Consider the following 20,080-nt stretch of genomic DNA (forward strand, 5'->3'; position numbering starts at 1 on the left):
GGAGACGGCGCTTTTCACCAAAGTAGGGGTATGAGCGGCTTCCTGGCCCGCCGAGATACCGGCGCCGTCGAGGAGATGGACCGACCCGACTGCGACCCGCAGGGAATAGCCCTGTCAGGGACACGCGATCGGAGCTATAGGAGCCGAGCACCCGCTCATCGCAGCGAGCAGTACAAGGCCAGATACCGCGGTCCCACAGATTCGCATGTCGTGATTCTGTCAGAGGTGCCCCATCATCACGTTCTGGGCAACGATCAAGGTGCAGTAGGGGGATCCGTTTATGGATACAAAGGACGAGTACGCCACATATCCCTCTGCTCCAAAAAACGCGCCAGATAACTCTGCGATTCACCTTCGGTGGTGGTCTGCCCGGGAAATAGTGGAGCGGTGGAGGATCGGCTTGTGGGACGGCCAGCCGCACCGCCGGGTGGCGGTAGTGGCTGGCTGTGGCTGGCTGGTGGTGGTTGGCTCCGGAGATGGGTGTGGCACCCACCCCAAGTTGGGTAGGTGCCACACTTCTGTCCAGGGTTGGGCTAGAGCAGTCCGCCCAGCAGGCCCTCGTTGTCCTCACCGCTGTCAGTGGAACTGTCGACCGAATTATCGGCATCGACGTTAGCGTCCACGTCAGGGCTGACATCAACATCAGCGTCACTACCGCTGAAATTGCCGTTCAGGTTATCCGACACATCGGTGTCGATCCCGTTGAGCACATTGTTGCCACTCGCAACATCACCGACATCCAACGCACCGTTGAGGATGTTATCCAGCGACAAGTTGCCGCTGTCGTTGATCTGGTTCTCGCTCACCTGGGTGGTGACCTCGTCCACACTGGTTCCGGTGCTGTCGGCGCTGGCCATGCCGGCGCCTCCAAGGATCATCACACCGCTGATAGCGGTTGCGGCCAGGGACTTCGTCATAAGATTCTGCATATCGTGCCTCCATAATTCTGTTGGGAGTTGAAGGACAATACCCATTCGGGGCCCGGACCGTGACCGGATGGGTATGAATCCGAGATAGTTTCGTGACCACCTAACCCGCCCCGCCACCGCTTCCCGTGTCGGCGCCGGTCGAGCACGATCCACCTACCCGCAACCACGCCGATAGATCGAGCAACCCGCCACCGACACAACAGCACCGATCCATTGCCCCCGAACCTCCCGCACCCAAGAACTACGGAAAGCAGGGAAGGGAACGGAGACCGGACGGGTTGCTGGATTCGTCGTTGAATCAGCCGGCTGTCCCAAAGAAAAACCTTGCCTGACCGCTACCAGGTAGTGATCGGGTGCGGGTATGACTCTCATGGGGGCAGCACCGCCCGACGGCGCCAAAATCGCCGGGATCACACGGGGGAACGGCTTCTAGGCTCTTATCAACAGTCATCTTTCGCGCCGTACCCCGTGTGCGACAAGACGGACCATGGAAGATTGTCATGGTATGGATTGTTCTCGTCATCCAAGCCCGAGAACGTCGGCTGTGGATAGGGCCGGGGCACTGTTCTGGCCGTGAAAGGTTCCTCTTACAGAATCACTGTTCGGGGTCGTGACTCCGATTTCTTGAAAGGGGAAGGCTCTACGGGTGGCACGTGGGGATGACCACGCTGTAGGTGTACCAGTTGTCCTCGTCCTGGGTCCATCGCTTCGTATGAAAGCCGATGCGCTGTATCCAGGGCTCGTGGAGGTCTTTCGCGGCTTTGGGGAGCCCCAGTGAGGGTCGGTCCCGTCGCACATCGCGGCCGACCCTCACTGGGAGAGGAGGGGTAGCTATTTCCGTGGCTCTGGAGCTTCTGCTTGGCCGGAACGGTGCGGCGGCCCCGGCGGCAGGGCCACCAGGTGGTTGGCGGAAATGCTCGGTGTCGCCGATCACACACGCTACTGTGGCGCCGACCAAACGATCGAATGGTGACTGCTGTTTTTCCGCTGGTGGATGATCCGGGCCGTTCCGGGCCTCGTTTTGCCGTGTACTTCTGCCGTATTTTTCCCACAACGCACTGATGGCCACCATGACCGTTTTTGTGGTGGATGGTGACCATCAGTGTTCAGTGTTCGGGGCGCAGCAGGATCGGCGTAGCTGCGAAAACCGCTGCGAGGGTGTTCTCTACTCCGAGGCCGCCGGGGTGTTGTCCACGGCGGTTTTGTTACCCATTTTGTGCTGTACGGCCAGGGCCGCACCGGCCGCCAGGGCCACTCCGCCACCGAGACCGATCAGGCCCATGTCGGGCTGGCCGGTGGTGGATCCTTCGATTCCGGTGTCGGGTGCGCCCGAGGGCATGGCCCCGGCTGGAGCGGCGGCCAGGTTTCCGCTGCCGTTGAGTTCGCCGTTGACACCGTTGGGGAAGAACCCACCGGAGCGTACGGATTCGGGGGTTAGGTAGACGATGTTCAGGACCTGACCCGGGGTGCGGCTGAAAACCAGGCCGTTAGCGTCAGTGGGCACCAGGTTCGCGACGTCGTTCAACACGATGGGCTGATCAACATCTTCGGGTCCGTCGACCTTGTCGCGCAGATCCGAGATTGCGATGGTCGGGGCGATGAGGTCGAGCCCGGACAGGGTGGTCCTGATGATCCCGGCGTGGTACGCCTCGACGGCGAGGAGACCGGCCGCGGCGTCCAGGAACGTCTTGTTGGTGATCAGCGGGGCAGCACCCTTGTAGGCGGTAACTCCAACATCTTCGAAGATAAACGCGCCGAGGAGGAAGTTTTCCTCGCTCTCATACACATCGAAGGGCTCGCCTTCCTTGATCAGCCCGGCGGCCACGGCGGCCGCGGTGAAACTCGCACCGATGTCGATGGCCGGACGGGACACCGCGGAGCTGCCCAGGGCGGAGCGGAGGAGAGCGACGTGCGCTTTCTCGTCCTGTGCAATTTCTCGGGCGTACTGCTCAATTTTCTTGGTTTTGAAGGGGACCGCGTGTCCGCCGGTGACATCACCGGGGGTGCCTGTTCCGCCGATCATGTCCGAGGACAGACCCTGACCATCAATGGCCCGCAGGTAGAACTCGGCTTCCAGGTATTCCAGGTTCAGGGCGAAGTTCAGGATCGCCGAATCGCTGGGTCCCTGCGTGTCCATGGGTGCGGCGGAGGCTGGTCCTGCTGTGGCCAGCAGAGCCGCGGAGCTGACGCCCAGACCGGTCAGTCCAGCGGTCCGGAAGAAACGGCGACGGTCAACAGGATTCTCGGCACTCCTGGAAATAGCTTTCGCAATGAAACTCTGATCAAACATAACCCAGCACCAACCATTCATTAGAGACCCTGGGAGATGTTTAGAAACTCCCTCATGTACCCCTGATCTTTATCGGTCGATCACGTAATTACAAGAGCAAACATCATTTTTTGGTCAAGAGGATGCCGATCCTCACGCAGGGTAGCTGGAAAGGAGGTAGGCATACACGACGGTGTTCTGGGTAAATTCGCCGGTGGAGGGCTCGTAACCGCCGCAGGTAATCAACCGTAATTCCGCCCGGTCAGTGGGCCCGTACACCTCCACGGTGGGAAAGTTATCCTCATCGTAGGTATCGGTCCGATACACCTGGAACACCGCGACCGTCCCGTCCGCGCGGGCCACCGACACCTGGTCCGCGTCCTGCAACTCATGCAACCGGTAAAACACACCGATACCGGTCTGGGTCGAGTTGACGTGACCGAGGATGACCGAGGCCCCCAGCTCCCCGGGAGTCGGAGAGCCCTCATACCATCCCGCCGGAGAACCAGCATCCCCGGGAGGAACAGCTACCGTGCCATCGGGCTCCAACCCCAGTTTCATCAACGAAGAATCCACTCCAATGATGTCACTGGCCACCCTAAGCGGCTCCGAGAACGGCAGGACCGGCCCCACCAGGCCACCTGAGGCGCCCGGAACATCCGGAGCTGCAGGTATAGGGGCAGCCGGCACTGCAGGAACTGTCGAGGCCTCTGGAGCGGGCGGTGCGGTGCTTAGTGGTGGGAGAGCAGGAGGCGATGACGGTACGACCGTGGATTGGTAGGCGGCGGTCTCGGTTGATGCTTCGCTTCGCAGCCCGACCCCAACCGTGGCTATCCCGCCCGCCAGGAGCACGGCCGCGGCCCCGGACAACAGCCTGCGACCGCCGGAACCCGTTGTCCTTGATCGTCTATGTCTCATCTACCCAGCCACCGTTACTCCCAAGGAACGTCCTGCGATCGCAGGCCCGTCTTTGATGCCGGCACCGTTCACCGCATCATTGTCACGCCGTCGCGCCACGCTGTTTACTCTTCGCATGCCATGCACGGGGACGTGCACCGCGATGCGATGATCCTTAGCTGACCATAGAGCGATTCGGTCTGTCTAGGACGCGCCAGGGACACGAACCACCGGAGTTATCACTGACCGGTACTGGCTATGGTGGCACGATCGCGGGGTTTCGCTGAGACGGGGACTGGGGTTTCGCTGACCCGGGGGCTTGGCGGTTCGTTGCCAGCGGGGCTTGGGGGCTCGCTGATTGCGGGTCCCAGCTGCTGTCCACGGGCGGAATCGGTGGGTGCCGGAGATGCCGCGTGCGCTCCTGCAGTCAGCCCTGGAGGTGGTGGGGTATGGGCTCCTGGCGCGGGCCGGGCTGCGGCCGTGGTGGGTGGCTTGGTCGGCTCTTCCAGGTCGTCGGCGAGGGCTTCCTTGATAATGCGCCGTGGGTCGTACTGGCGGGGGTCGAGTTTACGCCAATCAACATCATCGATCTCAGGACCCATTTCCTCGCGGAGCTGCTCACGCGCGCCGCTGGCCATCCGACGCAGGGTACGCACCAGCTGCCCCAGTTGCGCGGCATAGTCCGGCAGCCGTTCGGGGCCCACAATGATGACAGCAAGGATTCCCAGCAGTATGAATTCGTACCCGTTGATTCCCAACACAACCAGAACACTACAGCGACGATCACCCCGGATTAGCTCAACTAACTCGATTAGTCAGTTTCAGTCGGCCTTCTGACAACAGAGCCACATGGTTGAAGCAACGCTCTGATTGATGGAGCATTTCCTCGCGGATTAGCACACACGAAAGGAGGAGGGCACCCGGTGACAGTGATGATCTCTTCCTCGTTCTGATCACGGTATCAATCACCGTTCGGGTCAGAATGCTCGCCCGGTTCTTTCCTGTTGCCGGTTAGATTCCGTCGATCACCGAGGCTTGATTGGCTGTTGCCTCCAGGTGTGCCTGCCGGACGGTGTTTTTCCGGGCGCGCCGCTTGTCGTTGAGCAGACACAGGCCGATGGCGATGAAGAAGAGCAGCAGCATCGGCGCCGCGAGGTAGAACATGCTCATCGCGTCCGCCCCGGGCGCGGCCATCGCAGCGAAAAGACACACCAAAAAGATGGTGATACGCCAGGCCTTCAGGATCTGCTTTCCCGAAACGATGCCCACCATATTCAATCCGAACAACACCACCGGCAGGAGAAATGCTATGCCGAAGGCAAGCATCAACCGCAAAAGGAACGTGATGAACACCGTGACGGTGATGATGTTCGAGAAACCGCCCGGGGTGAAGTCCGTCAATACGCGCACCGCGTTGGGCAGGATCAGCCATGCCAGATAAATCCCGGACAGGAACAACGGGACCGCCACCGCAATAAAAGCGATCGTGACCCGGCGCTCCTTGGTTTTCAGGCTCGGGGTGATGAACGCCCATAGCTGATACAGCCACACCGGGCTCGACAGGATCAGGCCCAGGAATACCGATACCTGGATCATGAGGTCAAAAGGCGAGGCGACACCATCGAAGTTCAGTGCCGCGCTGCGTCCTTCGCGGGCATTCAAATCCTGGATAGGGCGGGACAACGCTTCCAGCACCGGGTCATAAACAAGGAAACCGGCCACGGTACCCAACACCACGGCAACCGCCGCGATAAAGAACCTGTCCCGTGCTTCTTTCAGATGCTCCCCGACCGCCATCCGCCCCTCAGGGTTGGATTTACGTCCTCCCCTGCGCACCAAGAACGCCCTACAGTGAACGGGACGAAGGATGAACAGATTCCCCAGGTCCGGTACCGGGTCCACCAGCATGAGGCGCCTCGGAGACATCCGCTGCCCGGGCTGTGCCGTTCGGGTGGGAAGGATCAATAACGTTCACGACCGCCGGAGGGGATTTCTCCTCTGCCGTGTCATGGCCGTCCTCCTTCATCTGCTTGACCTCTGATTTGAAGATCCGCATCGATTGCCCGACGCTACGCGCCATCCCCGGAAGTTTCGGCGCCCCGAACAACAAAACAGCAAGCGCAATAATAATGATCAAATGCCAGCCTTCAAGCCTCATACCCATCATCCTCTCGTAAGTCCACCCAGTGTAAGTCATCACCAAAACAAGCCTTCCACCCATTCCAGTGAACCAAAGCAACAACGAAAGGAAATCTTCGCGGGGACCGAAAAGTATGGCAGGAGGCCAGTGGCACAAGGGTCAGGTACCGGCCAGGCAGTCATCATCACCCATGCTAAGGCGAGGCGGAAATCTGGGTTCCTCAGACCGCAAAAATACCGGATTGGAAAACTTCCGACATCCCGTACAGCCGGTGTCGAGAATAAAATATGCCTTACAAGGTGCTGAAAACGGTGGTGGCGTATATCCGGGATACGAAACGTAGGTTACAAGGACCGGATTCAGGAGCATGCTGGGCGTAAAATGTGCGCTACATCCTGAAAGGACATGATTGGCATGGAACCCGATGAAAACTCTGATGCTGATACCGCCCTGCCCAGTACCACACCGGTCGACACCCCACTCGATGGTCCTCAGCTTTCCCGCACCGCTGTAGGTGATCTTGCTCCTGGCCAAAAAGCTCATAAGTCGATTTTTGATGGATTGGACTCAGCCGTCCGCCTGTTCCTGGGGCCGGCCGAGCGCACTGATGGGAGCTTACCGGTCGTCCATCAGCATGACGCGTCCGAAGACGCCTCCGACGCGGCCCTCAACAAGATCGAGGTCCACACCGATTCCCAGGGTCATCATTACGCGCAACGAATCACACCAACACCCCCCACCAACGCGTGAGACGACCACCTGGAGCACTACGCGGGAGAAAGCGGCAAGCCTCAATCCACGCCTAATTTAAGTGATCGAAAGTGCCAATCGAAGTCGTCGAAATCCACCAACCCAGCCTGAAGATCACAGATTTTATATAGGGTTTCGTTGTCAGACAGTCGCGAAAACGTTCAGCGATGAAGGATCGACATACGAGATACCTTCGCAGCAGAACGAGGCAGCAGATCAATTTTTGTCTCATTAAGATTGCCAGGGTTTGGCCACTTTGTTCACGACCCAGCGGTGCTTGCCGATTTTGCGGTTTCGGGCGGTCAGGTGATAGGCCTTCAACCAACCAACGGGAGTGGATGGGCCGTCACCCGGTAGAGGCTAACGGCTAATTGCTAGCGGAGAGTGTCGGGGGTGCTTCGCGACGCCAGGGCGGTGCGCTGAGGAGGAAGACCGTGGCTGCGATCATCACGCCGGCGGTGAAGATGGTGTCCAAATGGGTCGACAGCGCGGTGCCGTTGTACATGGTGATGCCCACAGCCAGCAGTGACGCTGCCAGAAGAACAAACGCGACCCAATGCTGGCGGCGCAATCCCACCAGAACCAGCAGGGCGGGGACCGTGTACCAGATCATGCTCGCCGTTCCCATCGAGTTGATCTGACTGATCACACCGTCACTGCCGGGTATCGCGGCGACTACCGGGCGGAAGAACATCGAGGCGCAGTGCAGGATCAGTCCCAGCACACCCACGACCGTCAAGCCAAGATCCAGCGGAGTCAACCGTCGCGCAACCCGACCAAGGGGTAGGCCCGGTATCACCAGCCGAAGAACCAGCAAAGCGGCGGCGATTCCAGTGAGGGTCAGGACAAACGAGGTGGACATCATCTCAGCCTAAGGGCACGCCGGCGGCCCAAGTGTGTCCTGGATTGCAGAACTCTTATCCGACCACGGCCTAGCGTCGTCGATATCAGCGGCGAGGTCCAGCGACGAGGAAGGCAATCCAATGACTGCAGAACATAGGGCAACGACACCCGAGGCTTCAGCTACCGGACCCACTACGTCCACCCCCATGTCCACCCGAGTCGTGGCCGGAGTGGTGGGCGGCCTCGCTGGCGGTGTGGTCTTCGGAATGTTGATGGCGATGATGGGCATGCTGCCGATGATCGCCTCGCTGGTCGGTTCCACTTCCGCTGGCGTCGGATTCGCAGTTCATCTGGTGATCTCGGTCCTGATCGGCCTCGCCCTGACAATCCCTGGTGCCGGCTTGCTGTCGGGAAGCCTGACGAAGAGCGCCCTTGTCGGCGCCCTCTATGGAGCGTTGTGGTGGGTGCTGGGACCGCTGCTGATCATGCCGGCGATGATGGGCATGCCGCTGTTCACCCTTGACGGGGCCTCCGCCACCTCGTTGATGGGGCATGTGATTTACGGGGTTATTCTGGGACTGGTCGCAGCGATGATCATCCGACGCCGCCGATGACAGCTCGCTACGTCCCCTCTCCGCACGCACAGCCGCGACCCTGCTCAAACTCGCCGAAACAGCGCCCCGCAGCAGGTTCATACAATCCCAGTCCGTGAAACTCACCCACGAGCAACTCGCAGGACTGCTGGGGGCAACACGCGAGGCGACCAGCAAGACGATGTCGGACTTCGCAACCCGCAACCTGATCCGCCAGGGCAGGGGCCGCATCGTCATCGAAGACCATGCAGGGCTCCGCCGGATCTCCCGCACCACCTTCTAACCAACCCTGTTCCGGCTGACCCGCCCTATCCCGGCAAGATGGGGAACGACCACATCCCGCAGCGATCCTCGCTGCCGTCTGCCATTTTTCCGCTAGATCCCAACATCAAAAGGGATTCCTATGACCTGCGTTGCCATCCATTCAGCCGGAACCGCGAACCTCGGGGAGAGCCGCGATGAACTCGACGCCCTGGGGCCGGAAGTCCGGGAAAGCCCTCACCATCGACGGCCCGGTGGCTCACCCGTTGTCTTCCAGTCCTATGTGGCCCTCCCTTAGGTCATCGGCGATTACGAGGCCTTCGATATCCGCACCCGGGAAGCCATTGCACTGATAATGGACAACGCAGATGATAACTACGCGGCACACACCGGCGGACCGATCATGCAGGTGTAGCGGCCCTTACGATTCGCCGCTGGTAAGGCCACTATCAGCTTGGTTAGCTGGGTGTGTCTGCTGGGCAGCCGCGCATGGGTCCGCTTTGGTCGCCGCCGTCTTCCGGTGCCTGACCGGGAGGGGCCGTGTGTGGGTGGTTTTGGTCGCCGGTGCCGTTGCCGGGGCGAAGGTTCAGCGGATCGCGGCCCGGGGCAGCTTGATGTGCATGGTTTGTGTCGCCGTAGCCGCAGCCTGGTCTTGGCCCCTCGGCCGAGGCCGCGGTTACACCGGATAGGGTCATGATCAAAGTGGGCAGGACGAGTAGCGCAGCAGTGCGTGGGCGGATGTTCATTGTGCCTCCAAAGAAGTTAGATCGAAGAGAGTAGCTATTCCTGCGTGAAGCCTTTCAGCCGGGCCATCACTGCCTAGTTGGTTCAGCATGATCCGGCGGAGACAACGATTGCTGGTGGGGTGAGGATCGGGGGGTGTGGGTCTATTGTCAGGGCTTTTCGTCTGCCGGGGTGAGAGCGACGCCGTCGTATTCGTTGTCGAAGAACTCCACGAAAGCGAGAGCTTCGGCGATTGATCCGGTTTTGTCGCTGGTGGCGCGCAGTATCTTTGTGGCATTCTCGCCGGCAAGGGCATACACGTCGTACGCGGTGTCGGGTGACAACCCCTTTGCGGTGACGTCGACCTCATCGAGCCCGAGGACGTTTCTGACCGTCGCGTTTCCCGCGGCACCATCAATCGTTGTGGTGAGCGGATACTGCTCGATGCGTTCGTCAAGGCCCTGCCCGGTGAGCCCTTCGGCTGTACCGGTGTCGGAGCGTGCGACGTAGACCAGCGCCTGGGGGTCCTGTCCCACCCGGACAGTATCAATCACAGTACGGGTGGCGGTATCGATGACGTCTACCGAGTCGGACTTCTGCAGGGCAACGTAGATACGGGTGTTGTCCGGGCTCGGCCAGATCCCGTGAGGTGCGTGCCCGGTGGTGTCGATGGTGTCAACCAGGGCGGGAGTTCCCTCTCCACGCTCGTACACCTTGATTTGGTCGAGTCCCCCTACGGTGACCCAGGCGAAAGCCCCTTCAGCTGTGGTGACGAAGTTTGGGTGGTTGGTCCGGGGCCCGGTGTCCAGCACCGCCTTGACGATCAGGTCTTGGGTGTCCACGACAGTTGTTTGCCCGGCGCCCGGGTGTCCGAGCCACACTTCGCCGCCGTCCGGGCTCACCGCGAGGTCGGCCGAGCCGCCAGCGCTGAGCGCGATGCTGGCTGTGATGCGCCTACTGGGCACATCAACGACGTCGAGTTCACCGAGATCGATGTAGTTGATGTACGCGGTCCGCCCGTCGGGGCTGAAAACCACCTTTGAGGGACCTTTCGCCGTCTCGATACGGGTTTCGGTGTCCGTAGCGAGGTCGATGACCGAGACGTAGTCCTGGCCGCGGATCGCCGTCCACACCTGAGCTCCGTCGGGGCTGATGAACGCCTCGTGGGGAGCCCGGCCAACATAGTACGTATCGAGCACCTCATTCGTCGCAGTGTCCACGATCTGTACTGCGTTGGAAGTCACACTCACCGCGTCGAGGTAGCGTCCGTCACGGGAAAAACCAAGCCCATGCACGTTCACCTGGTCATCATCGACCGGACCCAGAACGCCATCGAGCCGGGACTCGCCCAAAGGCAAAGTCCCCAAAACCTCATTGGTGGCAGGGTTGATCACCGTCACCGTATTCGAGCTCTGATCCGCCGTATACACCCGGTCATTACCCGAGATCGGTTGAGCGCCCGGCAAAGCGGGTCCCTGCTGTATCCCGCCCTTTCCACCCGAACCTCCCCCACCTACCTGGGAGTCAGCGGCGCTCGGGGCCTCTGAGCTGGAGGCCCCGGAAGAGCCGGACGGCGCGGACTGCGGAAGACCACTCACGAACAAAAAGACGGCAGCCGCGCCGGCCGCACCAAGCTGACGATACGTCACAATATTCACGATAATTCTCCTCATCAGACGACCCGCCCCAGTTTAGAACCGGACCTCTTCGATGAACAGGCAATTTATTCACGCACATGCGGCAAGCAGAATCCCCGAGGCCCCGAAACCCGATTCGACTGCACCGCGTAAAAATCCCGCAGCTGGGCCAATCAGCCCGGCCACAAACCATTCCCCAACCCTGACACCCGGCCCTCGAAACGGTTGACAAGGAAGCGGTTGGCACCGCCACTGATGATTCCTGCGGACTGTGCGCCACTACGTCAACCGGCTCCGCCGGGGCCGGAATTTGCGGTGTCAGGGGTGGCGCGGGGGTTGGGTGGGCTTGAAAGCATCGTTTGGTGGTTGTCAGTCGATGCTGTTTCCGGCGAGGGCTTTGGCTGCGAGGCTTTCCTGATGGGCTGTTTCCCAGACTTCTTTTGCTGCTCCGAAGTTGAGTCCGACGATGATCAGGCCAAGGACGAGGTCGGGCCACCCGGAGGACGTCCACGCGGTGATCAGGCCCATGGCGATGATGGCCAGGTTGATCACGACGTCGTTGCGGGCAGAAAGGAACGCGGCTGTTGCCATGGAACTGCCGTGATGGCGGAACCGGGCCAGGAGGATCGAGCAGGTGAGGTTGATGACGGCTGCTCCGCCGGCGGTGAGGATGAGGGCCAGCGGGTCAGGTGGAGTAGGGTTCCCGAATTTGGAGATTGCCTGCCATGCCGCAGCTGCCGCGGGCAGCAGGATGATCAGGGCCATGATTTTGCCCGCACGGGATTGTTGGCGAAGAGACCAGCCGAGAGCCAGGAAGATCAGCACGTTGATGGCGGTGTCTTCCAGGAAGTCGACGCTGTCGGCGAAGAGGGAGACAGATCCGATGGATACTGCTACCGAGGATTCGATAAAGAAGTAGGCGAAGTTCAGGCCCGCCACGAGTAGGACAACAGTCCTCAGCCGTTGATGAGCGGTGCGGGTTCCGCCGGATTCACTGTCCATAGCTACAACCAACTCTCGAATAGGACCGAACTTTTCGATGTGTGCGGCAGAAAAACTGATAGACCCTTCCGCTGCCATGGTGCGGCCGTGCCTGGTTTGGGGGACTTCAGCGTGTGCAACCGACTGTTCTCAGGGATTGAGGATTCCGAGCCCGAGGAGGGCGAACAGTGCGCTTCCAAGGAGAATGCGGTACCAAATGAAGAGTAGGTAGCTGTGGGAGGACACGTACTTCAGGAACCACCCGATGATGGCCAGGGCCACGAGGAACGCAACTCCCGTGGCGAGGGCGGTTTCACCGAGGGTGTAGGCACCGGGTTCGTTCCAGCTTTTGGCGAGCTGGTACAGACCGCTGGCGAAGACTGCCGGGATGGCGAGGAGGAATGAGTACCGGGCGGCGGCCTCCCTCGTGTATCCCAGGAATAGTCCTGCGGTGATCGTTCCGCCGGAGCGGGACACACCGGGAACCAGGGCCAGTGCCTGGGCAAGCCCGTAGAGGATGCCGTGGCGGTACGTCAGCTGATCCAGGGTGCGCACATGGCGACCGAACGTATCCGCAACGGCCAGGATGAGGCTGAAAACTATCAGTGTCGACGCGACGATCCAGAGGCTGCGGAACGTGGTCTCGATCTGATCCTGAAAGAGCAGGCCAAGGACTGCGATGGGGATGCTGCCCAAGACGATCAACCATCCCGTCCGCGCGTCAGGGTCGGACCGGGGAACAGTCCCGCGCAGCGACCCGAACCACGCCCTGATGATCCTCGCAATGTCCGCTCGGAAGAACACCAGCACCGCGGCTTCAGTACCCAGTTGGGTGATCGCCGTGAACGCAGCTCCCGGATCCCTTGAACCGGGCAGGAACTCCCCGATGATCCTCAGATGTGCGCTCGAGGACACCGGAATGAACTCGGTGACACCCTGCACGAGTCCGAGAATAACCGCTTCGAACCAACTCACCATGGAGCCTTTCATCTGGACGGAGCAGGGCCGATTGACAGACACGCGTCGGTCCATCGGAGCAGTGGTAATCCCCGGAGGCTATTTGAGCGGAAGAGCGGAGGAACACATCAAGGACTAGATGATGGTTGCCTCTTCAAGGAGAACGCAACAAGCATCCTTGTAACCATTGTTACACGCAATGGTGTAGCAGTATGCTTGTCACATGAATTGGTTACTGCTGGTGGTCCGGCTTAATGGAGAAGCTTCCCGTGATCGGGTTGCTGTGTGGCGGGAGTTTCGGAAGGTTGGGGCTGCACCCGTTTCTCACGGTGTATGGACGGTTCCCGATACACCGTTTTTCGCAAGCGCTGTGGAACGAGCGGTCAAGCTCGCAAGTCGCGGATCAGGAGACATCCTGGTGCTCGCCGCTTCAGGGGAAAGCGGACGCAGCCAGGAAGCCCTTCGGACAGCGTTTGAGGAGCTTCGCGTTGATGAGTGGGCGGAGTTCGGTGCGGACTGCGCCAAGTTCGAGGAAGAGATCGCCAAAGAGATCCGGATCGGTAAGTTCACGCTGGCTGAGTTGGAGGAAGAGGAGCAAAGCCTGGACCGGTTGCGCCGGTGGTATCGGGATTTGAGAAGCCGGGACGTGCTCGAGCTTCCCCAAGCAGGCCAGGGAGAAGAACGCTTCCAAGGGTGCGTTCGGTTGCTCGAGAACTATGCCGATCAGGTATACGAAGCTCTTCATCTTCAGCCAGGGGAAGAAACAGGGTCCGTTGGGGATCTGGAGACGGGCGTCCTCCCGAAGGGCGAGTAATGCCCTGCGTTCCTTGCTGGTAGTCCCCGCCGGGCGTCCCTGGTGAACGTGTACTTATTCAAGTGGTGCGGAGTCAGCCATCCCTGACCAATCAGGCACCCGAATCTTCGGTGGTACTCACAGCTTGCTCGCACTGGTCACACTACTGGCGTAAGGCAACGCTCCACGAAAGGGAAGCAGGAACGCATGGGAACACTGATGGACGGCATCCTGAACATGAGTCCCCTGCTGGCCTACGTTCTGGTTTTCCTGCTGGTATTCGCCGAAGACGCGTTGTTTATCGGATTCATCATCCCTGGAGAGACCGCAGCCGTCCTGGGAGGGGTAATCGCCAGCCAGGGACACGCCTACCTGTGGCTCATGATCGTCCTGGTCATTACTGCCGCCATCACTGGCGACTCGGTAGGTTACGAAATCGGCAAGCACTTCGGACCAAAAATCCTTAGTATCCGGATACTAAGGAAAAAACAGGACAGCCTCAACCGTGCCCAGGAATTCCTGCGCCGACGCGGTGGCAGCGCTGTGTTCCTCGGTCGTTTCGTAGCATTCTTCCGGGCTGTCATGCCAGCCCTGGCCGGGATCTCCCGCATGCCCTACCGGCGCTTCCTGGTCTTCAACGCTGCCGGAGGTCTGGTTTGGGGCACAGCATTTGTAGTCCTCGGTTTCCTCGCCGGCAACTCCTACGAAACCGTCGCCAAAACTGTTGGCCGCGACACCGCAGCAATCATCCTCATCATCGCTGTCTCCGCCTGGATCATATGGCGCATCAAAAAACACCACCAAGCCAGGACGCCCGAGGAACCTAAGGCTGACGCTCCTTAATCGAACGATTGAGCCGCAGCGTTGGGACCACGTTACCGGCGTCCTCCGTGGCGGTCATTCCCTGAAGGGCAGGAGTCAGGCCGCGGTGAGGTCTTTGAGTGCTGCTTGGAGTCGGGTGTCTGCGTCGTCGGCGACTTCGCGCACTGCCTGGGTGTCCGTGAGCTGGACCATGGTCTGCGGATCGATGGCCTCGACTGTTGTTTCGGTTGCATCTTTTGCCCGGCGGACGACGACATTGCACGGCAATAGTGCGCCCAGGCCGGGTTCTGCGGCGAGGGCCCGGCTGGCCAGTTGCGGATTGCATGCCCCGAGGATGAGGTAGTCGCCCAACTCCTGGGCCGCCTCTGCGCCAAGTTTCGTTTCGAAGGTGGCGCGAACATCGATTTCGGAGAGGATTCCAAAGCCCTGCGCGGCGAGGGCGGCCCGGGTCTGCTCCACGGCCTCATCGTGTGCCAGGGGTAGGACGACGGTATGGGTGTATGACATGCGTGCACTCCTTCAAATGGGTTCTGCTGCAGAATTTTCAGGCTTTGCTGGTCAGGCCAGGGAGAGGAAGAGCTTCTCGAGCTCTTTCTTGTCCATGGTGGTGTCTTCACGGGCGATGCATTGCTCGAGTCCTGTGGCGATGATGGCGAATCCCGCACGGTCGAGTGCCTTGGAGACGGCTGCAAGCTGGGTGACGATGTCCTTGCAGTCGCGTCCTTCCTCGAGCATGCGGGTCACGGCGGCCAGCTGCCCCTGGGCACGCTTGAGCCGGTTGATCACAGGGGTCAGTTCTGTTGAATCGAGTTGCATGCCAAGTCTCCCAATAGATAAACGGTCGTCCCAGTATACCCCCAGGGGTGTGCTTGCGTACCCCTGGGGGTATATGGCAGGCTTGGTTTTTGTCGTTGGATTTCCCGCGTCTGTCTTGAAAGGACACCCATGACGTCCCCTGTTCCGTCTGTACCTGCCGTAACTTCCCTTGATCCCGAGGAACTGCGGTTCTGGATGACCCAGCATGAAGACCTGACCGTGCTCGATGTGCGTTCCGCCGCGGAGTTCGAGACGATGCACATCCGCGGTTCCTACAACGTGCCGTTGCCGTTGCTCTCGGAGCACACTGACGAACTCGCCGCCCGCCTGGGTAGCCGCGTCGTCCTGGTCTGCCAGTCGGGTGTGCGTGCCGAACAGGCCCGCCAGCGCCTGGCGGGAGCTGGCATCGACACGGCCTATGTCCTCACCGGCGGGGCACCCGGTTTCGCTGCCGCCGGCGGTGACGTCGTCCGCGGGCGAGCCCGCTGGGACCTGGAACGCCAGGTCCGCCTCGTCGCAGGCTCCGCCGTCGTCCTCGGTCTGGCCGGTGGCAGGTTCGTCTCCCCCAGAATCCGCCTGCTGGCCGGCGCTATCGGCACCGGCCTGACATTCTCGGCGGCGACCAATACCTGCGCGATGGGCAAAGCCCTCTCGGCAATGCCGTGGAACAAGGTTGCCGAGGAACCTACCCGCGAAGCGACCATCCTGCAGCTGCCAACCCGGGATGCTTCCGCTGGGAAGTTACAGGCGTCGTGATTCCGGCGCTGATCCTGGGGCTCGTCGTCGGGATCGTGCTGGGCCTGGTCGGGGGCGGAGGATCAATCATTGCCGTCCCTGCCCTGGTCTACGGGGTGGGCCTGAGCACCGCAGAAGCTATCCCCACCTCGCTGTTAGTGGTCGGTGCCTCCTCACTGGCGGCGCTCATCCCCCGGCTGCGGGGAAGCATTCAGTGGCCGGTCGCGTTGATCGTCGGCGCAGCCGGCATCCCCGCCGCGTGGGCCGGTACGGCCGTGGGGCGGTTCCTGAATCCTGAAGTCCTGATGCTCGCCTTCGCGATCATCATGATCATCGCCGGCATCCGCATGCTGGGCATCACCAGCGAAACCGGTGGCTCCTGCACCACCGGGAACACGGTGTGGCGTGCCTGTGCCCCCAAAGCGGTCGCTGTCGGGCTGATCGTGGGTTTCCTCACCGGACTCCTTGGCGTCGGCGGCGGATTCCTCATCACTCCCGCCCTGACCCTGCTCCTAGGGCTCCGCATGAAACAGGCCGTCGGCACATCCCTTGCCATCATCGTCATCAATTCAGCGGCAGGATTCAGCGCCCACCTCAGCGGGTTCACCATCAACTGGCCAATCGTATTGTCCTTCGCCATCCCCGCCATCCTCGGATCCCTGGTAGCCGGACGATTCGCCGGCAAGCTCAAGGACCAGCACGTGCGCACAGCGTTCGCCGTCCTGGTCTTCGTCGTCGCCGCCTTAGTCCTGATCACCACCATCCCCAGCCTGCTTACCGCCTGACACATTTGCGAAAAATTACTGTGAAGGAGAACCCAATGCCTGAAATCACCGTTGCAGAAACCGACACCCGCCGCGGCACCGACCAGATCCTCGACGTCCGCGAGAACTCCGAGGTAGCCCAGGGCATGATCCCCGGCACCCTGCACATCCCCATGGGCGACCTGCACGCACGGTTGAGCGAACTGGATCCTGCCGTCCCTGTGATCGCGGTCTGCCGCAGCGGAAACCGCAGCGCCACCGCCGCGGACGCACTGAACCAGGCCGGATTCACCGCGTCCACCATGACAGGCGGCATGATCGCCTGGCAGCGCGCCGGACTGCCCACCACCTGAAAACCCGCCCGGGACTCCGGTTCCCGACCACTGCACCTGATCAATCGTCACACCAAGGAGAGAACCATGGACGTCATCATCATTGAAACCCCCCAGCTCGGGGACCGCAGCTACCTGATCCACGACGGCGAGGTGGCACTGGTCATCGACCCGCAACGGGACACCGACCGAATCGAAAAGACCGCGGCTGAGGCTGGGGTGCGGATCACGCACATCGCCGAAACCCACATCCACAACGACTACGTCACCGGCGGCCTGGCCTTCGCCCACCAGCTCGGCGCAGTGTATTTGGTGAACGCCGCCGATCCAGTGACCTATGAGCGCACCCCGATCAGCGACGGCGAAACCATCCAGATCGGAGGGTTCCTCCTCAAGGCCGTGGCGACCCCGGGACACACCCACACCCACCTGTCCTACATCGTGACCGCCGAAATCGGTGAGCAGGCTGTCTTCTCCGGTGGCAGTCTCCTCTACGGGTCCGTGGGCCGCACCGATCTGGTTAGCGCCGATGACACCGTCCAGCTCACCCACGACCAGTACGCCTCGGTCCGCCGCCTGGTCGAGGAAGCCGCCCATGAGGCCGCTTTGTATCCCACGCACGGCTTCGGATCGTTCTGTTCCTCCGGCCCGGCCACCGGCGCCGGAGAATCCACGGTCGGTGAGCAGCTCTCCACGAACCATGCACTGACCGATCCCGACGTTGAGCACTTCGTGCGCGAACTGATCGCGAATCTTACCGCGTACCCCTCGTACTACGCCCACATGGGACCCGCCAACACCCAAGGTCCCGGGCCCGCTGATCTGTCCGTCCCGAACTCGTTGGAACCCGCCGAACTCTCCCGCCGGCTCGAGGACGGCGAGTGGGTGGTGGATCTTCGCAACAGGGTGGCCTACGCCAGCAACCACCTGCAGGGATCGGTGAGCTTTGAATACGGCGACGGGTCCAGCTTCACCACCTTCCTGGGCTGGGTGCTGCCCTGGGACAAGAAACTCACCCTCGTCGGAGAACGCGACGACGTCGAAAACGCCATCCGCGACCTCTCCCGCATCGGCATCGACTCCCCCGACGCCGCCCTGGGAACAGACCCACACAAACTCGCCCCCGACACCGCCGCGGTCTCCTACCCGCGTCTCGGATGGGAGGAAATGCTCAGCGAGCGTCCCGACACCGAGACCATCCTGGATGTCCGGCGCACCGACGAATACGTCTCCTCCCGCATCCCCGGAGCCGTGAACATCCCGCTGCACGAACTGCTCACCCGCATGGACGAGGTCCCTGCAGGAAAGCTCTGGATCCACTGCGGCTCCGGCTACCGCTCCGGGGTCGGCGCCAGCCTACTGCAACGCGCCGGCAAGGACGTCGTCCACATCGACGCCATGTTCGGCCACGCCGAAAAAGCAGGCGTCCCACTGGAATCCTGACCAGCTTCAGGCACCCCTCTCCACGAGATGTGGGGCGGACAGGACGCACCCCTGTCCGCCCCAGCCCTACCAAAGACAGCGACCGTGAAAGGAACCACCGTGGGAACCACCGAACCGGACCAACTACGTGTGGCCGAACGCCGAAGCCTGCTCACCGTCGGGGCTGCGGTGACCGGACTGCATCTTGGAGGCTGGGGTGCGCTGCTGGTGCTCATCCTGCCGGCACAGGATGAGCACGGCGGCAACACCGCGGCACTTCTCGCCCTCGCGATCAGTGCCTACGCACTGGGCATCCGGCACGCCTTCGACGCCGACCACATCACCGCGATCGACAACGCAACCCGAAAACTCCTCACCGCGGGCCGGCCGACAGCCTCCACAGGGTTCTGGTTCGCGCTGGGTCACTCCAGCGTCGTGATGATCTCCGTGCTGCTGCTCGCAATGGGGCTGGAAACGTTTACTGGCGGTCTGTCCAATGAAAACTCCGACCTCCGCTCCGCCGCAGGAATCTGGGGTGCCACCATCTCGGGCCTGTTCCTCCTCGCTGTCGGCGCCCTGAACCTACCCTCACTGCTGAACCTCCACCGGATCCGCCGCACCCTGCACACCGGCCCCCTCAACGAAGCCGACCTCCAGCACCACCTCGATCACCGCGGTGTCCTCCACCGGTTACTGCGGCCCCTGTCCCGACTCGTCGACCGGCCCGCGAAAATGTATCCGATCGGGTTCCTCTTCGGGCTCGGACTGGACACCGCGGCATCCATCAGCCTCTTCGTCCTCACCGGGACCCTCGCCCCAAGCCTGCCCTGGTACACGGTGATGGTCCTACCCATCCTCTTCACCGCAGGAATGACACTCTTCGACAGCGCCGACGGAATCCTCATGAGCCGCCTCTACCACTGGGCATCCGCCGACCCACGCAGGAAAGTGACCTACAACCTCGTCGTCACCGCAGTATCCGCCGGGGTTGCCTTCCTCATCGGAGGAACAGGGCTACTCACCGTCCTGGTCGACCTAGCGGGAAATCCCACCGGATTACTCCACGCCATCACCACCATCAACCTCAACTGGCTCGGCGCGGCCCTCATCCTGTTCTTCACCCTCACCTTCCTCACGGCCCTGATCTGGAGAAAGAACAAACCAAACCCGACAGTGCTGGTTCTTCACACCTGACCGGTCAGCTGCAACCCTTTCAAGGACGAACCAAAAACTGAACAGCAATGACCAGCACAGAGGGGACCGTGCAGTACCCACTGGGTACCCGCGGAAACACCACCCAGCCCCAGTCCACGATGGACACTGCGGTCGTATGGTTTTGTGAGACAGCTTGATTGGAGCCTCCGTTTCAGATGACCGCTCATAGTAAGAAGACGTACGACCCCGCGTTCCGTGATG

Annotated in this window: 21 protein-coding genes and 2 pseudogenes; 11 read left to right on the plus strand and 12 right to left on the minus strand. The window is 61.3% G+C overall.

Annotated elements, in window-relative coordinates; genetic code table 11:
- Nucleotides 1-533 precede the first annotated feature (533 nt).
- The 6 genes and pseudogenes from IWX75_RS16380 to tatA form a co-directional block, all read right to left on the minus strand.
- Nucleotides 534-917, minus strand: coding sequence for a hypothetical protein (locus tag IWX75_RS16380; protein WP_196823327.1), 384 nt, complete (start codon nucleotides 915-917; stop codon nucleotides 534-536).
- A 1,177-nt stretch (nucleotides 918-2,094) separates the two neighbouring features.
- Complete coding sequence (locus IWX75_RS16385; protein ID WP_196823328.1) at nucleotides 2,095-3,219, minus strand: ferritin-like domain-containing protein; 1,125 nt, start codon at nucleotides 3,217-3,219, stop codon at nucleotides 2,095-2,097.
- A gap of 132 nt (nucleotides 3,220-3,351) precedes the next feature.
- Nucleotides 3,352-4,116, minus strand: coding sequence for a class F sortase (locus tag IWX75_RS16390; protein ID WP_196823329.1), 765 nt, complete (start codon nucleotides 4,114-4,116; stop codon nucleotides 3,352-3,354).
- 368 nt (nucleotides 4,117-4,484) lie between these two features.
- Nucleotides 4,485-4,856: pseudogene (locus tag IWX75_RS16395) on the minus strand (Sec-independent protein translocase TatB); the annotation flags it as partial.
- A 250-nt stretch (nucleotides 4,857-5,106) separates the two neighbouring features.
- A complete protein-coding gene (gene tatC, locus IWX75_RS16400) occupies nucleotides 5,107-5,892 on the minus strand; it encodes a twin-arginine translocase subunit TatC (protein ID WP_196823330.1) in 786 nt (261 codons plus the stop codon).
- 49 nt (nucleotides 5,893-5,941) lie between these two features.
- A complete protein-coding gene (gene tatA / locus IWX75_RS16405; RefSeq protein WP_196823331.1) occupies nucleotides 5,942-6,253 on the minus strand; it encodes a Sec-independent protein translocase subunit TatA in 312 nt (103 codons plus the stop codon).
- A 396-nt stretch (nucleotides 6,254-6,649) separates the two neighbouring features.
- On the opposite strand from tatA, the gene IWX75_RS17795 reads away from it, so the two are divergent.
- Nucleotides 6,650-6,985 carry a hypothetical protein gene (locus tag IWX75_RS17795; RefSeq protein WP_334684425.1) on the plus strand — a complete coding sequence of 112 codons (336 nt, stop codon included), beginning with the start codon at nucleotides 6,650-6,652 and terminating at the stop codon, nucleotides 6,983-6,985.
- A gap of 367 nt (nucleotides 6,986-7,352) precedes the next feature.
- Here the strand turns inward: IWX75_RS17795 and IWX75_RS16415 are convergent, their stop codons facing one another.
- Nucleotides 7,353-7,847, minus strand: a complete 495-nt coding sequence (locus IWX75_RS16415) for a hypothetical protein (RefSeq protein ID WP_196823332.1) — start codon at nucleotides 7,845-7,847, stop codon at nucleotides 7,353-7,355.
- A 121-nt stretch (nucleotides 7,848-7,968) separates the two neighbouring features.
- Here IWX75_RS16415 and IWX75_RS16420 point away from each other — a divergent pair, with 121 nt between their 5' ends.
- The 3 genes and pseudogenes from IWX75_RS16420 (at nucleotide 7,969) to IWX75_RS16430 (ending at nucleotide 8,980) form a co-directional block, all read left to right on the plus strand.
- Nucleotides 7,969-8,442, plus strand: coding sequence for a hypothetical protein (locus tag IWX75_RS16420; RefSeq protein WP_334684426.1), 474 nt, complete (start codon nucleotides 7,969-7,971; stop codon nucleotides 8,440-8,442).
- 34 nt (nucleotides 8,443-8,476) lie between these two features.
- Nucleotides 8,477-8,704, plus strand: a pseudogene (locus IWX75_RS16425) (helix-turn-helix domain-containing protein); the annotation flags it as partial.
- Between the two features lie 120 nt (nucleotides 8,705-8,824).
- Nucleotides 8,825-8,980, plus strand: coding sequence for a hypothetical protein (locus IWX75_RS16430; RefSeq protein WP_196823333.1), 156 nt, complete (start codon nucleotides 8,825-8,827; stop codon nucleotides 8,978-8,980).
- Between the two features lie 595 nt (nucleotides 8,981-9,575).
- Here the strand turns inward: IWX75_RS16430 and IWX75_RS16435 are convergent.
- The 3 genes from IWX75_RS16435 to IWX75_RS16445 all read right to left on the minus strand — a co-directional run bounded on the left by IWX75_RS16435 (nucleotide 9,576) and on the right by IWX75_RS16445 (nucleotide 12,998).
- Nucleotides 9,576-10,871: a beta-propeller fold lactonase family protein gene (locus tag IWX75_RS16435; RefSeq protein ID WP_196823334.1), complete on the minus strand. Its 1,296-nt coding sequence runs from the start codon at nucleotides 10,869-10,871 to the stop codon at nucleotides 9,576-9,578.
- A 540-nt stretch (nucleotides 10,872-11,411) separates the two neighbouring features.
- Nucleotides 11,412-12,044, minus strand: a complete 633-nt coding sequence (locus IWX75_RS16440; protein WP_196823335.1) for a cation transporter — start codon at nucleotides 12,042-12,044, stop codon at nucleotides 11,412-11,414.
- Nucleotides 12,045-12,173: 129 nt separating this feature from the next.
- On the minus strand, nucleotides 12,174-12,998 hold the full coding sequence (locus IWX75_RS16445) for an undecaprenyl-diphosphate phosphatase (RefSeq protein WP_196823347.1): 825 nt from the start codon (nucleotides 12,996-12,998) through the stop codon (nucleotides 12,174-12,176).
- Between the two features lie 205 nt (nucleotides 12,999-13,203).
- Between IWX75_RS16445 and IWX75_RS16450 the strand changes: the two genes are divergently transcribed.
- Together IWX75_RS16450 and IWX75_RS16455 are read left to right on the plus strand one after the other, a co-directional pair.
- Nucleotides 13,204-13,794 carry a Chromate resistance protein ChrB gene (locus IWX75_RS16450; protein ID WP_196823336.1) on the plus strand — a complete coding sequence of 197 codons (591 nt, stop codon included), beginning with the start codon at nucleotides 13,204-13,206 and terminating at the stop codon, nucleotides 13,792-13,794.
- 186 nt (nucleotides 13,795-13,980) lie between these two features.
- Nucleotides 13,981-14,616 carry a DedA family protein gene (locus tag IWX75_RS16455; protein ID WP_196823337.1) on the plus strand — a complete coding sequence of 212 codons (636 nt, stop codon included), beginning with the start codon at nucleotides 13,981-13,983 and terminating at the stop codon, nucleotides 14,614-14,616.
- A 75-nt stretch (nucleotides 14,617-14,691) separates the two neighbouring features.
- On the opposite strand, the gene IWX75_RS16460 is transcribed toward IWX75_RS16455, so the two are convergent.
- Nucleotides 14,692-15,102: a DUF302 domain-containing protein gene (locus IWX75_RS16460; protein ID WP_196823338.1), complete on the minus strand. Its 411-nt coding sequence runs from the start codon at nucleotides 15,100-15,102 to the stop codon at nucleotides 14,692-14,694.
- A gap of 51 nt (nucleotides 15,103-15,153) precedes the next feature.
- On the minus strand, nucleotides 15,154-15,411 hold the full coding sequence (locus tag IWX75_RS16465; RefSeq protein WP_196823339.1) for a metal-sensitive transcriptional regulator: 258 nt from the start codon (nucleotides 15,409-15,411) through the stop codon (nucleotides 15,154-15,156).
- Between the two features lie 129 nt (nucleotides 15,412-15,540).
- Here IWX75_RS16465 and IWX75_RS16470 point away from each other — a divergent pair, with 129 nt between their 5' ends.
- The 5 genes from IWX75_RS16470 to IWX75_RS16490 all read left to right on the plus strand — a co-directional run bounded on the left by IWX75_RS16470 (nucleotide 15,541) and on the right by IWX75_RS16490 (nucleotide 19,858).
- Complete coding sequence (locus tag IWX75_RS16470) at nucleotides 15,541-16,167, plus strand: rhodanese-like domain-containing protein (protein WP_196823340.1); 627 nt, start codon at nucleotides 15,541-15,543, stop codon at nucleotides 16,165-16,167.
- Entirely contained in the window at nucleotides 16,164-16,931 is a 768-nt protein-coding gene (locus tag IWX75_RS16475) for a sulfite exporter TauE/SafE family protein (RefSeq protein ID WP_196823341.1), read from the plus strand. Before IWX75_RS16470 ends, IWX75_RS16475 begins: the two co-directional genes overlap by 4 nt.
- A 35-nt stretch (nucleotides 16,932-16,966) precedes the next feature.
- Nucleotides 16,967-17,263: a rhodanese-like domain-containing protein gene (locus tag IWX75_RS16480; protein WP_196823342.1), complete on the plus strand. Its 297-nt coding sequence runs from the start codon at nucleotides 16,967-16,969 to the stop codon at nucleotides 17,261-17,263.
- A gap of 66 nt (nucleotides 17,264-17,329) precedes the next feature.
- Complete coding sequence (locus tag IWX75_RS16485) at nucleotides 17,330-18,685, plus strand: rhodanese-like domain-containing protein (RefSeq protein WP_196823343.1); 1,356 nt, start codon at nucleotides 17,330-17,332, stop codon at nucleotides 18,683-18,685.
- An 84-nt stretch (nucleotides 18,686-18,769) separates the two neighbouring features.
- Nucleotides 18,770-19,858 (plus strand): HoxN/HupN/NixA family nickel/cobalt transporter, encoded by a 1,089-nt coding sequence (locus tag IWX75_RS16490; RefSeq protein WP_196823344.1) that lies wholly within the window; start codon nucleotides 18,770-18,772, stop codon nucleotides 19,856-19,858.
- Nucleotides 19,859-20,080 lie beyond the last annotated feature (222 nt).

The organism is Arthrobacter sp. CAN_A6 (assembly GCF_015751715.1).
Taxonomy (GTDB): domain Bacteria; phylum Actinomycetota; class Actinomycetes; order Actinomycetales; family Micrococcaceae; genus Arthrobacter_D.

Bases quoted from the DNA above. Each gene is read 5' to 3' on its own strand.
- IWX75_RS16460 (WP_196823338.1), bottom strand. From the start codon at position 15,102: ATGTCATACACCCATACCGTCGTCCTACCCCTGGCACACGATGAGGCC.
- IWX75_RS16465 (WP_196823339.1), bottom strand. From the start codon at position 15,411: ATGCAACTCGATTCAACAGAACTGACCCCTGTGATCAACCGGCTCAAG.
- IWX75_RS16470 (WP_196823340.1), top strand. From the start codon at position 15,541: ATGACGTCCCCTGTTCCGTCTGTACCTGCCGTAACTTCCCTTGATCCC.
- IWX75_RS16380 (WP_196823327.1), bottom strand. From the start codon at position 917: ATGACGAAGTCCCTGGCCGCAACCGCTATCAGCGGTGTGATGATCCTT.
- IWX75_RS17795 (WP_334684425.1), top strand. From the start codon at position 6,650: ATGGAACCCGATGAAAACTCTGATGCTGATACCGCCCTGCCCAGTACC.
- IWX75_RS16455 (WP_196823337.1), top strand. From the start codon at position 13,981: ATGGGAACACTGATGGACGGCATCCTGAACATGAGTCCCCTGCTGGCC.
- IWX75_RS16390 (WP_196823329.1), bottom strand. From the start codon at position 4,116: ATGAGACATAGACGATCAAGGACAACGGGTTCCGGCGGTCGCAGGCTG.
- IWX75_RS16420 (WP_334684426.1), top strand. From the start codon at position 7,969: ATGACTGCAGAACATAGGGCAACGACACCCGAGGCTTCAGCTACCGGA.
- IWX75_RS16440 (WP_196823335.1), bottom strand. From the start codon at position 12,044: ATGGACAGTGAATCCGGCGGAACCCGCACCGCTCATCAACGGCTGAGG.
- IWX75_RS16415 (WP_196823332.1), bottom strand. From the start codon at position 7,847: ATGTCCACCTCGTTTGTCCTGACCCTCACTGGAATCGCCGCCGCTTTG.
- tatA (WP_196823331.1), bottom strand. From the start codon at position 6,253: ATGAGGCTTGAAGGCTGGCATTTGATCATTATTATTGCGCTTGCTGTT.
- tatC (WP_196823330.1), bottom strand. From the start codon at position 5,892: ATGGCGGTCGGGGAGCATCTGAAAGAAGCACGGGACAGGTTCTTTATC.
- IWX75_RS16450 (WP_196823336.1), top strand. From the start codon at position 13,204: ATGAATTGGTTACTGCTGGTGGTCCGGCTTAATGGAGAAGCTTCCCGT.
- IWX75_RS16480 (WP_196823342.1), top strand. From the start codon at position 16,967: ATGCCTGAAATCACCGTTGCAGAAACCGACACCCGCCGCGGCACCGAC.
- IWX75_RS16430 (WP_196823333.1), top strand. From the start codon at position 8,825: ATGACCTGCGTTGCCATCCATTCAGCCGGAACCGCGAACCTCGGGGAG.
- IWX75_RS16385 (WP_196823328.1), bottom strand. From the start codon at position 3,219: ATGTTTGATCAGAGTTTCATTGCGAAAGCTATTTCCAGGAGTGCCGAG.
- IWX75_RS16485 (WP_196823343.1), top strand. From the start codon at position 17,330: ATGGACGTCATCATCATTGAAACCCCCCAGCTCGGGGACCGCAGCTAC.